Source organism: Halobacillus aidingensis (genome assembly GCF_900104185.1).
In the GTDB taxonomy this organism is placed as follows: Bacteria; Bacillota; Bacilli; order Bacillales; family Halobacillaceae; genus Halobacillus; species Halobacillus aidingensis.
Genome location: NZ_FNIZ01000009.1, coordinates 15,599 through 29,224 on the forward strand (window position 1 = coordinate 15,599; position 13,626 = coordinate 29,224).

Consider the following 13,626-nt stretch of genomic DNA (forward strand, 5'->3'; position numbering starts at 1 on the left):
AAAAATGTGATAAAATGAGTGTATATTCAGCAGATGGGAGTTGATGTATGAGCGATTTGAGAGAAAAGATTATCCAGACGTCTTTAGAGCTGTTCGACCGCCATGGTTTTCACGGCGTCACAGTAAAACAAATTGTCCAGGAAACAAATACATCGAAAGGCGGCTTTTATCATCACTTTCAGTCAAAGGATGAACTTCTATTCGTCATTCACGACACGTTTATTACATATGTATTGAAAGAAGCACAGGCCGCTAACGTTACTCATTCTTCCCCTATACCGAAAGTCCAGGCAATCATTCAATCGTTTGTCCAAGTTTTTGACTTGTACAAACCGCATATTTCGGTGTTTTATCAGGAAAGCCTGTATTTAAAACCGGCGTATGAGGAAGAGATCAAGGGAAAACGTGATAAATTCAAACGCATGGTGTTCAATGTCATTGAAGAAGGTCAAAAAACCGGCCATTTCCGCAGAGAACTGCCCCTTGAGATCACAGGCATGGCTATCTTAGGTATGGTCAACTGGATCTATAAATGGTACCGGAGGGATGGGACTTACACCATCGATCAAATCGCAGAAGTTTTTACTGATCTGGTGCTGCACTTTTTGCTTCCAGGTAAAGAAGACAGTGAATACTTCCGTCATATGTTAAAAGTTCCTTTTTTTTATGAAAGCGAGTAACCGCTTTCATTATATTTATCATTACAACAGACCAACCAGTCGGTCTTTACTTCCCTAAGGAGGAATCATATGAACTTCGACTTAACGAAAGAGCAGGAAATGACAAGGAAGATGGTCCGTGATTTTTCAGAGGATGTGATTGCACCAAGAGCGGTGGATATCGACATCAACAGTGAATTTCCGAAGGATATCTTCGATGAAATGGGCAAACTTGGACTTCTTGGTATCCCATTCCCTGAGGAGTATGGCGGATCAGGTGGAGATACGGTCAGTTATGCTCTGGCTGTTGAAGAAATCGGTCGTGTATGTGGCTCTACGGGCCTCAGTTACGCAGCGGCTGTTTCTCTAGGAGCGAGTCCTATCTATTATTTCGGGACAGAAGAACAAAAACAAGAATTCTTAACCCCTCTGGCTAAAGGAGAAGGGTTGGCTTCTTTTGGATTGACAGAACCGAATGCCGGTTCAGATGCAGGAGGAACGAAGACGCGTGCCGAATTGAAAGGTGACCACTATGTTATCAATGGAGAAAAGTGCTGGATTACAAATGCTGAATATGCGAGGTCCATCACGGTCACGGCAGTTTCAGGAAAACGCGAAGACGGGAAAAACATTATCTCCGCTTTCATCGTTCCAAAAGATACACCAGGCATGACGATAACGAGTCCATACGACAAAATGGGCGTCCGTGGATCGAACACATCTGAAATTATTTTAGAGGATGTAAAAGTACCGAAAGAAAATATTCTCGGCGATCCGGAAAAAGGGTTCAAGCAATTCCTATATACGCTTGATGGCGGAAGGATTTCCATTGCTGCCCTGGCGGTAGGAATCGCACAAGCTTCATTGGATCGCGCCCTCGCCTATGCCAAAGAACGAAAACAGTTCGGTCAGCCGATTACAAAATTCCAGGCGATTCAGTTTAAGTTGGCCGACATGGCTATGGAAGTAGAGCTTGCACGTAATATGGTCCTGAAAGCAGCATGGTTGAAAGATCAGGGAAGGAATTTCACGAAAGAATCGGCGTATGCAAAACTCTTTGCTTCAGAGACGGCTTTCCGCTCTGCCAATCAGGCCATCCAAATTCATGGTGGATACGGATACATGAGAGAATACGAAGTCGAGCGTTTTCTACGTGATGCGAAACTTCTTGAAATTGGTGAAGGTACATCAGAAATCCAGCGCTTGGTCATTGCCCGTCAGTTAGGCTGTTAAAATTTTTAAAGGAGGAGATGTTATGTCCCTATTAGAGCAGACGGTTGGTGAATTGTTAGAACAGCAGGCAGAAGCTTATCCCGACCATGAGGCGTTCGTTTATCCTGAATTAGGTCTTAGAAAAACCTATGCCGAATTCAATGATGTGACCGATGAAGTAGCTAAGGGATTCATGGCTCTTGGAATCGAAAAAGGAGAGCATGTCGCCATTTGGTCTGATAACAAACCGGAATGGCTTCAATCTCAATTTGCTTCTGGGAAAATGGGTGGCGTCCTTGTCACCGTCAACACGAACTATCGTGCACAGGAACTCGAATATCTATTAAAACAATCCGATGCGTCCACATTGATTCTTGCTGAGGATTTCAAAGGAACTTCTTATATTGATATTTTGAAAGAAATTTGTCCGGAGCTTGAAACCTCTGAAAAAGGAGATCTTCAAAGCGATCGCCTGCCATTTTTAAAGAATGTCGTCGTCTTGAGTGACAAGTCCTATCGCGGTTGTTATTCATGGCAGGATATCCTTGATATGGGGATGACCGTGAGTGAGGGGGAACTAAAAGAACGGAAAGAAACCCTTCATCATCGTGATGTCATCAATATGCAGTACACTTCTGGAACGACAGGTTTTCCAAAAGGGGTCATGTTGAGTCACTACAATATCGTGAACAATGGAAACCAGGTAGCGGATTGTATGCGATTAACAGAAGAGGATCGCCTTTGTATTCCCGTTCCATTTTTCCACTGTTTCGGATGTGTGCTAGGAACGATGGCTGCCGTTTCCAAGGGGACGACAATGGTAATCTTGGAACAATTTGATCCGAAAAAAGTGCTGCAGGCTGTGAAAGAGGAAAACTGTACAGCCCTCCATGGAGTGCCTACTATGTTCATTGCCGAATTGAACCATCCGGAATATGAAGATTTGAAGCCGACGACTTTACGAACAGGAATCATGGCGGGATCCACATGTCCTATGGAAGTCATGAAGAGTGTGATTGAGGATATGGGAGCGGAAGAAATCACGATCGCCTATGGGCAGACGGAATCGTCCCCTGTTATTACACAAACAAAAGCCGATGACCCTATCGATTTAAGAGTAAGCAGCGTCGGCCGTGCCCATCCGAATGTCGAAGTAAAAATCATCGAACCTGCAACAGGTGAAGAAGTCGAAACGGGGATCCCCGGTGAACTTTGTACTCGAGGGTATCTCGTCATGGAAGGGTATTATAAAAATGAGGAAGCGACGATGACTGCGATTGATCCGGATGGCTGGCTTCATACAGGGGATATTGCAGTCATGGATGAAAACGGATACATTGAAATTACCGGTCGAATTAAGGATATGATTATCCGCGGAGGCGAAAACGTCTATCCGAGAGAAATAGAAGAATTTTTGTATCAGCATCCAGATGTTCTCGACGTGCAAGTGGTCGGAGTTCCGGATGAGAAGTACGGGGAAGAGATCATGGCATGGATCATTCCGAAAGATGGCAAGCAATTAAATGAAAGCGATATCAAGTCGTTTAGCGAAGGGAAAATATCGAAACATAAAATTCCTCGTTATATAAGCTTCACGGATGAGTACCCAATGACGGCGAGCGGAAAAATTCAGAAGTTCAGACTCCGGGAACATGCGCTTGAAATGATGAACTTAAAATCCTAATAGAGAGGTGATCACTGTTGTTTCAAAAAATTCTAATTGCCAACCGGGGAGAAATTGCTTCCAGAATCATTCGGACGTGTCAAAGGCTGAACATCGAGACGGTCGCTGTCTATTCGGAAGCTGATCAACAGGCTCCATACGTACAAATGGCGGATGAAAGTTATCTCATTGGTAAGCCGCGCGTGAATGAATCGTACTTGAACGTCGATAAAATTTTACAAGTAGCTAAAGATTCCGGAGCAGAAGCGATTCACCCGGGATACGGTCTTTTGAGTGAAAATGCTGAGTTCGCAAAAAGAACCGAAGAAGCCGGCCTCACGTTTATCGGCCCCGATGCGGATGTCATTGCGAAAATGGGAGATAAAATTGCAGCAAGGGCGGAAATGAAAGCGGCTGGCGTTCCGATTATCCCTGGAACGGAAGATGCTGTCGCGAACACAGACGATGCCAAGAAAATTGCTGGTGAATTCGGTTATCCCGTTATGCTGAAAGCGGCTGCTGGAGGCGGTGGCATTGGCATGCAGGCGGTCTATAACGATGAAGAGCTTGAAAAAGCGTTTGAAGGAAATTCCAAACGGGCGCAGGCCTTTTTCGGTGACGGGAAAATGTTCATCGAAAAATTGATCGAGCATCCGCGTCATATCGAAATCCAAGTGCTTGCTGATCGTCACGGAAACGCCGTTCATTTGTTTGAAAGAGAGTGCTCCATTCAACGCAGGCACCAAAAAGTCGTCGAAGAAGCTCCATCACCGGTTCTTTCTGAAGAAACACGAGAAAAAATGGGAGAAAGCGCACTGAAGGCCGTGGCTTCTCTAGGGTACTCCAATGCCGGTACAATTGAATTTCTCGTGGATGATGAAGAGAACTTTTACTTTCTTGAGATGAATACACGTTTACAAGTTGAGCATCCCGTCACAGAACAAATCACAGGGATCGATCTTGTTGAACAACAGCTGCGGGTAGCGGATGGAGAACATTTATCCATCAAACAAAAGGATTTGATCATCGACGGACACGCAATCGAAGTGAGAATTTACGCGGAGGATCCGAACACCTTCTACCCTTCTCCAGGAAAATTGACGAAAATGGTTCTGCCTGAAGGGCCAGGAGTGCGGCATGAATTAGCGGTCGAAGGAGATTCACAAGTGACTCCATTCTATGATCCTATGATTGCGAAACTCGTCATTCATGGAGAGAACAGAGAAGATGCCATAGAACGTCTTACAAAAGCCCTTCACGAATACGAGATTGAAGGCATCAAATGCAACTTGACGATGCTGAAGCGTGTCGTCACCCATGAGAAGTTCAAGGAAGGCGAAACGAAAACCACATTTGTAGAAAACTATTACCTACCAACATTGACGAATCATTAAGGAGGAACAATCATGACAGAAATCAAAGCATCCATGGCAGGAAGTGTATGGAAAATTGTTGCAAGCGAAGGAGCTCAAGTAAACGATGGGGAGGACATCGCCATCCTGGAATCTATGAAAATGGAGATTCCGATCCCCGCAGAAACATCCGGGACGGTCAAAGAGTTGAAAGTGAGTGAAGGGGATTTCGTCAACGAAGGGGACGTTATCGCAATCATCGAATAAACAGGAGGTTCTTATGTTGGAATGGCCTGAAAAAGTCACAATCAAAGAAGTGGGTCCGCGTGATGGCCTGCAGAATGAAACTGTAGAAGTACCGCTTCAAGATAAGGTTGCCTGGATCAATCTTTTGTCTGACGCAGGGTATTCATACATCGAATTCAGTTCATTCGTCCATCCGAAGTGGATTCCACAATTGAAAGATGCAAAAGAAGTGGCAGCAATGATCTCACGAAAAAAAGGGATCACATATGCCGCCCTTGTTCCCAACCGGAAGGGGCTTGAAGCAGCGATTGATACGGACGTGGATGAAGTTTCTGTCTTCATGTCCGCTTCCGATACGCACAACAAAAAAAACATTAACAAGTCCATCGAAGAAACCTATCCGGTTCTCAAAGAAGTCGTCCAAGAAGCAAAATTAGAAGGAAAGAGTGTAAGAGGTTATGTATCTACGGTTTTTGGCTGCCCATATGAAGGAGCCATTGATACAGACCAGGTCGCGAGGGTCAGTGAACGTCTTTTGGATATGGGCATTGATGAACTATCTTTGGGAGACACGATCGGTGTCGCAAATCCAAGACAAGTCGATCAAGCCCTTCACGAATGGAAGCAATGGCTGCCTTTCGATAAGCTTGCCATGCATTTTCATAATACGAGAGGGATGGCCTTATCCAACGTCCTAGTTTCCATGCAGCATAACATCACCACTTTTGATGCATCCCTTGGAGGGCTCGGAGGCTGTCCATATGCCAAGGGAGCTTCCGGAAACTTAGCAACAGACGACCTTGTGCACATGCTCCATCAAATGGGCATTGAAACAGGGATCGATGAAGAAAAACTGAAGGAAGCGGCTGTTTATATCCAGCGTGTGCTGAATAAGTCATTGCCGAGTCATCAAATGCAGGTGGTAAACAAAGAAAGGGTGTAACGGATGGAGGAACTTGTCACGTTAGAAGAGCTTTCCCCTCACGTGTATGTACTGAAATTGAACCGGCCTGATGCAGCGAACGCATTGTCTTCTGAGTTGCTGAATCAATTGCAGGAAAAAGCACACGAAATCAACCGTCGTCAGGAGATCAGGGTCGTTCTTGTGACTGGGGAAGGAAACAAAGCGTTTTGTGCAGGTGCTGACCTGAAAGAACGAAGGGGAATGAGTGAAGAAGAAGTCGTCCAAACCGTAACAAAAATCGGAGATACGGTTCGAATGATCGAAGACATTCATGTACCGACGATTGCTGTCATCAATGGGGTCGCGTTTGGCGGAGGATTAGAACTCGCACTTGCCTGCGACTTACGTATGATGAGCACATCGACGAAAGTGGGTCTGACGGAAACATCGCTTGCCATCATACCAGGGGCTGGTGGAACACAACGTCTATCAAGGCTGATTGGAATCGGTCAGGCCAAAGCGATAATCTATTCAGCGAAGCCAGTGGAAGCGAAGCGCGCTTATTCCCTCGGTCTTGTCGAATATATTCACGAACCGCAATTCCTTATGGAAGAAGCGAAGGATCTGGCGGCATGCATCGCACGGAATGGACCGGTCGCCATGAAGCAGGCGAAAAAAGCGATCAATCAAGGATATGATACCGATTTGTCTTCAGGCCTTGAGATTGAGCGTGCCTGTTATGAAAAGACGATTCCAACCGATGATCGGGTGGAAGGACTTCAAGCGTTCAAGGAAAAAAGGAAACCGGAATACAAAGGAGAATAAAAGGTGGAAAAAACGATGCCTACAAATGAAACGTTAGAAGAACGAGCGAAGAAAATTACTTCAGGTGGTGCTGAAAAATACCATAGTAAGAACGCGGAAAAAGGGAAAATGTTCGTCCGTGAACGTCTTCAGCTTTTGTTTGATGACAACATCGATATCGAGGATGCTTTTTTTGCCAATTGCCAGGATGATTCCCTGCCTGCTGATGGTGTCGTCACAGGTATCGGGCGAATCAACGGGGAAAAAGTATGCGTAATGGCCAACGATTCAACCGTAAAAGCAGGCTCCTGGGGCGCCCGGACGGTTGAGAAGATCATACGGATCCAGGAAACCGCATTAAAACTGAATGTACCGATGCTTTACCTTGTCGACTCTGCGGGTGCAAGGATTACCGATCAGGTTGAAATGTTTCCTAACCGCCGCGGGGCAGGACGTATTTTCCATAATCAAATCAAACTATCCGGCCGTGTGCCACAAGTCTGTTTGCTATTCGGACCATCCGCAGCGGGCGGGGCTTACATACCTGCCTTTTGCGACATCGTCGTCATGGTCGATGGAAATGCATCCATGTATTTAGGATCTCCGCGTATGGCAGAGAAAGTCATTGGTGAAAAAGTGACGCTTGAGGAAATGGGCGGCGCGAACATGCATTGTTCTGTCTCTGGATGCGGAGATGTTTTAGCGAAAGACGAAAGTGATGCGATTGCGTTTGCCAGAAAATATTTGAGCTATTTCCCACAATCCTACAGGGAACTTCCGAAAAAGGCGGATTCGAGAGAACCTGCTCCATTCGAAAAAAGTGTGGAAGAATTGATTCCTAAAAACCAAAATGCGCCGTTTGATATGTATCAGTTGATTGATCGTATTATTGATGATCATTCATTCTGTGAAATTAAGAAAAAGTTTGCGCCTGAGCTCATTACAGGGCTTTCGAGAATTGAAGGACGGCCTGTCGGAATTATTGCCAACCAGCCGAGAGCAAAAGGAGGCGTTCTGTTTCCTGATTCCGCAGATAAGGCTGCGAAATTTATCCAGCTCTGTGATGCTTTTAATATTCCACTGCTTTTCCTTGCCGATATTCCAGGGTTCATGATTGGAACAAAAGTGGAGCGCGCTGGTATCATCCGTCACGGGGCGAAGATGCTTTCTGCGATGAGTGAAGCGACCGTTCCTAAAATTTCCGTTGTAGTGCGCAAAGCCTATGGAGCAGGGCTCTATGCGATGGCAGGGCCGGCGTTTGAGCCAGATGCATGTCTTGCCTTACCTACCGCACAAATTGCTGTCATGGGGCCGGAAGCGGCTGTAAACGCGGTGTATGCCAATAAGATCGCCGCACTGCCTGAAGAAGAACGACCAGCTTTCATTAAAGAAAAGCATGAAGAATACAAAGAGAATATTGACATCTATCGTTTGGCTTCTGAAATGGTCATCGATGATATCGTTCAGCCGAATAAGCTGCGCGAAGAGCTTTCCACTCGATATGATGCCTATGAAACGAAAGATGTTTTGTTTACAGAAAGAAAACACGGCGTATATCCGGTATAACGTAAAGGTTCCTGGACGATCAAAGTCCAGGAACTTTTTTGGTTATATAGGGAATGATTTAATTCTAAGCTGTAGATCAATTGTCCATACCAGCGACACCGCACTCAAGCTTCTGACTGTTATCATGTTGGAGAAACATTTTGACCAATGCTCCGGATCTGGTTGACGCTTTCTGGGTTTACGAGTGCACTCAAGTCACCAGAAGGTTTGTTCAAATATGCAGACTTAATGGCGCGTCTCATAACTTTAGCGTTCCTTGTTTTTGGAAGATCATCGACAACGAATATCTTTTTGGGTGCGAGCGCTTTGCCTAGTTTTTGGTAGAGGTACATCGTTAATTCTTCAATAAGGTCTTCGGAATGACGGTGATCTTGAAGGACGACAAAAGCGACTGGTTCTTCTCCCTTCACTTCATGAGGAATTCCAATAACTCCTGCTTCAATAACAGCCCTATGCTCAACGAGGATGGATTCAACTTCAGCAGGCCCCAAACGCTTACCTGCCACGTTTAAGACATCATCGGACCGTCCGGTAATCGTATAGTAACCATCTTGATCTTTGATCACCCAATCGCCATGAACCCACGTATCTTTGAAGCGGCTCCAATACGTTTGTTCATAACGCTCGTCGTCTTCAAAAAAGCTCTTCGTCATTCCGACCCATGGGGATTTGATAACCAGTTCGCCAACTTCATTGACAAGGGATTGCCCTTTTTCATTGTAGACATCGACATCCATACCCGGAAGAGCAGCGTTGAAGGTTACCGGTTGAATCGGTTTGACGAGTACGTTCCCGAGGATTCCACCTGAAATTTCTGTTCCGCCTGAATAGTTGAAAATCGGAATACGCGAATCTCCCGCATGCTTGAAAAGCCAATGCCACGGCTCCGGATTCCACGGCTCTCCTGTTGATCCAATAAGTTTCAAGGACTGAAGGTCATGTTTTTCGAGCCAAGATTCCCCATGCTTCATCATGGAGCGGACAAGGGTGGGGGATATTCCTAAATGGGTCACATGATATTTTTCCACAAGCTCCCATAAACGGTTGGGTTCTGGATAATCAGGGGTACCTTCAAACATGACGATGGATGCTCCATTCACCAATCCTCCGTACACGAGGAAAGGCCCCATCATCCATCCCATATCCGTGTACCAGAATAAAGTATCTTCTTTCGTGACATCCATGCATAGGCCAGCATCGAAGGCAGCCTTAATGGGGAATCCTGCGTGCGTATGGACAGCTCCCTTCGGAGTTCCTGTCGTGCCTGAGGTGTAAATGAGCATAAAAGGGTCATTCGCTTGTTTCACTTTAGCGTTGTAATCGGTCTCTTTTTTTCTCAAATCAGTCCAGCGAACATCACGAGGTTCTTTCCAGTTTACTTTCGCTCTTGTACGTTCAACGACGAAAACATGTTCTAAAGAAGGGCATTGATCTGCAACAAGATCTGCTTCTTCTTTCATAGGAATCATTTTTCCTCTACGGTAAAAACCATCAGCTGTAATCAACGCTTTCGACTTACTTGCATGGATTCTTGTGGTGACGGCATCTGCTTTGTAACCAGAGAAGGCAGGGGAGAAAATCGCACCCACTTTGGAAATGGCCAGCATAGCGATGAGCGTTTCAGGGAGCATTGGCATATACAATGTAACAATATCGCCTTCAGTGATTCCATAATTCTCAAGTCCATAAGCGACAGCATCCACTTCCTTTTGCAAGTCTTTAAAGGAGTAGGCGGCCGTTTGTCCGTTATCTCCTTCCCAGTAAAGAGCGGTGTCATTCTTTTTGGACGGATGTTCCGCCCAGCGGTCAAGGGCTATGTGTGCGACATTCAGCTCTCCTGCTTCAAACCATTGAGGATACATAGGTCCATGGGATTGATTTAATACCTTTTTGTAAGGGGTGTACCATTTAATGTCCAACTCTTTGACTGCTTCTTCCCAAAACCATTCAATATCCTCAATGGATTTAGAGTGAAAGTTATCATAGCAGCTGTAGCCATGCTTTTTCATCCATTGGAATAATCGCGTCGATTCTTTCTGTTCTATTGTAGGGGTCCATGCATTGGAGAATGTACTCATAAATGCGCCTCCTTTTTCAGAATGTTCTAATTACTATTATAACGGAATCTCCTTCTTGAATGGATTCAAGGATTTCTTTTCCTTAACAAAAAATTAGTCGAACATTGAAAATTTCCTGAAACTTTAATAGAGTTGTAATCGTTATGTAATATAACCCCTTTTGTTACATAAATAGGGAGAAAGAAAAGAGGAGTGATCATTTGTTTGAAGGTGCGTTACTTTTAGTCATTTTAGGTGTGATTGGAGCTGTTGTTCTCGTTGGAGGAATCATAACCTTTATCGTCTTCCGTATGCGTTATAAGACAGCAAGTTCGAATGAGGCATTGATTGTTACAGGGCCGAAGCTTGGGGATCCGGAACAAGAAAAGAATGTATTTGAGGATGATAATGGACGCTCGGTCAAAATTATTCGTGGTGGAGGGTACCGCCTGCGAATGTTTCAGACGGCGACTCCAATTGATTTGACATCCTTTCAGCTGCAAGTCAATTCAGACAAAGCTTATACGAAGGAAGGGATACCGGTCAGAGTTGCAAGTACTGCCGTCATCAGTATTGGCAGTGAGCTTGAAATCATGGCCAATTTTGCTGAGAAGTTCCTTGGGAAAAAACAAAAAGAAAGAGAATCGGAGTTGAAAGATGTCCTCAATGGTCATTTACGTTCAATCATCGCATCGCTTCCGATTGAAAAAATCTATAATGATTTTAAGGAAGTCAACACTCAGGTGAAAAAAATCGCTGAATCCGATTTGAAAGGCATGGGGTTTGAAATCACTTCTTTCGCATTGAATGATGTTGAGGATGTGGATGTCGAAAATGGATACATCGATGCGCTCGGTCGTCCTCATATTGCTGAGGTGCAAAAGAAAGCGAACATGGCAGAATCCGATGCAACGAAAGAGACTCGCATCTACCAGGCGAAAAACGACCAGGAAGCACAAGATGAAGAAAACCGCCGTTTGACTGCCGTTGCTGCATCGACGAAGGAAAAAGACATCAAAGAAGCGGAATTCCAGACAGAAACGAACCGTGCAAAAGCGAATGCAGATCAAGCAGGGGAATTGGAAAGACAGAAACTAGCCCAGCAAATCAAAGAAGAAGAGTTGAAAGTTCAGTACATTGAAAAACAGAGAGCGGTCGAATTAGAAGAAGAAGAGAACAAACGACGTCGCTCCATCGCTGATGCTGAAGCTTATGAAGTGACAAAACGCGCACAGGCAGAAGCTGATAATGAACGAATTAAAGGGGAATCCGAAGCGGAAGTTATTCGTCAACGAGGAATTGCTGAAGCTGAATCAAAAGAACGTATGGCGAAAGCGATGGAACATTACGGCGAAGCGGCCATTATGGAAATGCTCATTAAAGTATTGCCTGAGTATGCTGAAAAAGTATCGGCACCGATCAGTCAAATTAAAGACATGAAGGTTATCGATATGGGAGGAAGCGATTCACGCGGTGGTTCTGCGAAAGTAGCAAACAGTGTGACTTCCACAATGCTTGGCATTCAGGAATCATTAAAAGAAACGACAGGCATGGATTTGAAAGCGATGCTTGAAAGTTACGTATCAAGAGGAGCTGTCCATGAATTTGGAGGAGCTTCTGGTGATGAAATGGAGGAAGCGGCTGCTACAAAAGAAGATCAGGAGGATAAGGAAGAAGGACCTTCCATTCCCAAAGATCCGGAAGAGGAAAAATGATTGCTGAGCCTGCAGAACTTGTTGTTCTGCAGGCTTTTATTGTAAAGTAGGTTTGAAGCGTTCTTCATTTGGGGTAAATAGGTTTCAGGTCTCACGTGCATATCTCTACATAGAATCGACGGTTTAACAAAGAATTAATTGTTTCAAAATTAAATTAATGGTAAAGTCAAAAACGTAGAGACCTTGACTTTTTTTCCGTCTTCAAGCGAAGGACGATTGGTAAGAAGATAGAACAGTCATTAGAGTCATTCTATAATGGAATACGAGTATGCAAGACGTAACTAGGAGGTAGATTATGAGAATTATTGTAGCAGGGGGAGACGGTTTTTGCGGTTGGCCAACAGCATTATACCTATCCAAACAAGGACATGATGTAACCATCGTAGATAATTTGGTACGCAGAAAGTATGATGATGAACTACGTTCGAATTCAGTTACACCGATTGCCTCACTAGAGGACCGGGTAGCTAAATGGAAAGAAGTTTCAGGAAAAGAAATCAAAACTTTCGTTGGTGACTTGAACCATTATGATTTCCTTAGCGAAGTTTTCCGCCAAACGGAACCTGAAGCATTCGTTCACTTCGCTGAACAACGTTCAGCTCCATATTCAATGATCGACCGCGAACATGCGGTTTATACACAAACGAACAATGTCATGGGGAACTTGAACGTTCTTTATGCGATCAAAGAATTCGCTCCCGAATGTCACCTGATCAAACTGGGTACAATGGGCGAATATGGAACTCCTAACATTGATATCGAAGAAGGATATATTGAAATTGAACATAAGGGACGGAAGGATACCCTTCCATATCCAAAACAACCTGGTTCCTTTTATCACCTATCCAAAGTTCATGACAGCCATAATATTATGTTTGCATGTAAAATTTGGGGCATCCGTGCCACAGATTTGAATCAGGGAATCGTATACGGTTTACATACAGCCGAAACGCGTCTTGATCCGATGCTTGTAAACCGTGTAGACTACGATGGCGTATTCGGGACGGCTCTGAACCGTTTCGTCAATCAGGCAGCCATCGGCCATGACATCACGGTTTATGGTTCAGGGGGGCAGACACGTGCGTTCCTGAATATTGAAGACACAGTAAGATGTGTAGAGATCGCGGCTGAGAACCCAGCTGACAAAGGTGAATTCCGCGTGTTCAACCAATTTACTGAGTGGTTCTCTGTTCAGGATCTTGCTGAACGCGTTCAAAAAATCGCCAAAGAAGAAGGCCTTGATACACAAGTGAAAAAGATCGAGAATCCTCGGATCGAGAATGAAGACCATTATTACAACGCTGTTAATACAAAACTGCGTGACCTTGGTCTAGAACCTCACTTGTTGACAGACGATGTCATTCGTGACATTTTGCGCACAGCCGTCGAAAATAAAAACCGTATCATTGAAGAGAACGTATTGCCGTCAATCACTTGGAAGTAAGGAG

General features: G+C 44.7%; 11 protein-coding genes. 10 read left to right on the forward strand and 1 reads right to left on the reverse strand.

The annotated features are described in order from the left end of the window. Positions 1-47 precede the first annotated feature (47 nt). The 8 genes from BLS23_RS10315 (at position 48) to BLS23_RS10350 (ending at position 8,406) form a co-directional block, all read left to right on the forward strand. Positions 48-680, forward strand: coding sequence for a TetR/AcrR family transcriptional regulator (locus tag BLS23_RS10315; RefSeq protein ID WP_089652479.1), 633 nt, complete (start codon positions 48-50; stop codon positions 678-680). Positions 681-749: 69 nt separating this feature from the next. Next, on the forward strand, positions 750-1,892 hold the full coding sequence (locus BLS23_RS10320; RefSeq protein ID WP_089652480.1) for an acyl-CoA dehydrogenase: 1,143 nt from the start codon (positions 750-752) through the stop codon (positions 1,890-1,892). Positions 1,893-1,914: 22 nt separating this feature from the next. Beyond that, positions 1,915-3,555 (forward strand): AMP-binding protein, encoded by a 1,641-nt coding sequence (locus tag BLS23_RS10325; RefSeq protein WP_089652481.1) that lies wholly within the window; start codon positions 1,915-1,917, stop codon positions 3,553-3,555. Between the two features lie 17 nt (positions 3,556-3,572). After that, on the forward strand, positions 3,573-4,928 hold the full coding sequence (locus BLS23_RS10330) for an acetyl-CoA carboxylase biotin carboxylase subunit (protein ID WP_089652482.1): 1,356 nt from the start codon (positions 3,573-3,575) through the stop codon (positions 4,926-4,928). 12 nt (positions 4,929-4,940) lie between these two features. Further along, positions 4,941-5,153, forward strand: coding sequence for an acetyl-CoA carboxylase biotin carboxyl carrier protein subunit (locus BLS23_RS10335; protein ID WP_089652483.1), 213 nt, complete (start codon positions 4,941-4,943; stop codon positions 5,151-5,153). A gap of 13 nt (positions 5,154-5,166) precedes the next feature. Next, positions 5,167-6,075, forward strand: coding sequence for a hydroxymethylglutaryl-CoA lyase (locus BLS23_RS10340; protein ID WP_089652484.1), 909 nt, complete (start codon positions 5,167-5,169; stop codon positions 6,073-6,075). Positions 6,076-6,078: 3 nt separating this feature from the next. Beyond that, positions 6,079-6,861 (forward strand): enoyl-CoA hydratase, encoded by a 783-nt coding sequence (locus tag BLS23_RS10345; protein ID WP_089652485.1) that lies wholly within the window; start codon positions 6,079-6,081, stop codon positions 6,859-6,861. Positions 6,862-6,876: 15 nt separating this feature from the next. Next, the gene (locus tag BLS23_RS10350) at positions 6,877-8,406 is read left to right on the forward strand and encodes an acyl-CoA carboxylase subunit beta (RefSeq protein WP_089652599.1); all 1,530 of its coding nucleotides are present in this window, start codon (positions 6,877-6,879) and stop codon (positions 8,404-8,406) included. 122 nt (positions 8,407-8,528) lie between these two features. Here the strand turns inward: BLS23_RS10350 and BLS23_RS10355 are convergent, their stop codons facing one another. Continuing rightward, a complete protein-coding gene (locus BLS23_RS10355) occupies positions 8,529-10,484 on the reverse strand; it encodes an AMP-binding protein (protein WP_089652486.1) in 1,956 nt (651 codons plus the stop codon). A 200-nt stretch (positions 10,485-10,684) separates the two neighbouring features. On the opposite strand from BLS23_RS10355, the gene BLS23_RS10360 reads away from it, so the two are divergent. Both BLS23_RS10360 and BLS23_RS10365 read left to right on the forward strand, forming a co-directional pair. Further along, positions 10,685-12,178 (forward strand): flotillin family protein, encoded by a 1,494-nt coding sequence (locus tag BLS23_RS10360; RefSeq protein WP_089652487.1) that lies wholly within the window; start codon positions 10,685-10,687, stop codon positions 12,176-12,178. A gap of 295 nt (positions 12,179-12,473) precedes the next feature. Beyond that, positions 12,474-13,622: an NAD-dependent epimerase/dehydratase family protein gene (locus tag BLS23_RS10365; RefSeq protein ID WP_089652488.1), complete on the forward strand. Its 1,149-nt coding sequence runs from the start codon at positions 12,474-12,476 to the stop codon at positions 13,620-13,622. Positions 13,623-13,626 lie beyond the last annotated feature (4 nt).

Bases quoted from the DNA above. Each gene is read 5' to 3' on its own strand.
- BLS23_RS10315 (WP_089652479.1), top strand. From the start codon at position 48: ATGAGCGATTTGAGAGAAAAGATTATCCAGACGTCTTTAGAGCTGTTC.
- BLS23_RS10320 (WP_089652480.1), top strand. From the start codon at position 750: ATGAACTTCGACTTAACGAAAGAGCAGGAAATGACAAGGAAGATGGTC.
- BLS23_RS10325 (WP_089652481.1), top strand. From the start codon at position 1,915: ATGTCCCTATTAGAGCAGACGGTTGGTGAATTGTTAGAACAGCAGGCA.
- BLS23_RS10335 (WP_089652483.1), top strand. From the start codon at position 4,941: ATGACAGAAATCAAAGCATCCATGGCAGGAAGTGTATGGAAAATTGTT.
- BLS23_RS10340 (WP_089652484.1), top strand. From the start codon at position 5,167: ATGTTGGAATGGCCTGAAAAAGTCACAATCAAAGAAGTGGGTCCGCGT.
- BLS23_RS10345 (WP_089652485.1), top strand. From the start codon at position 6,079: ATGGAGGAACTTGTCACGTTAGAAGAGCTTTCCCCTCACGTGTATGTA.
- BLS23_RS10350 (WP_089652599.1), top strand. From the start codon at position 6,877: ATGCCTACAAATGAAACGTTAGAAGAACGAGCGAAGAAAATTACTTCA.
- BLS23_RS10355 (WP_089652486.1), bottom strand. From the start codon at position 10,484: ATGAGTACATTCTCCAATGCATGGACCCCTACAATAGAACAGAAAGAA.
- BLS23_RS10365 (WP_089652488.1), top strand. From the start codon at position 12,474: ATGAGAATTATTGTAGCAGGGGGAGACGGTTTTTGCGGTTGGCCAACA.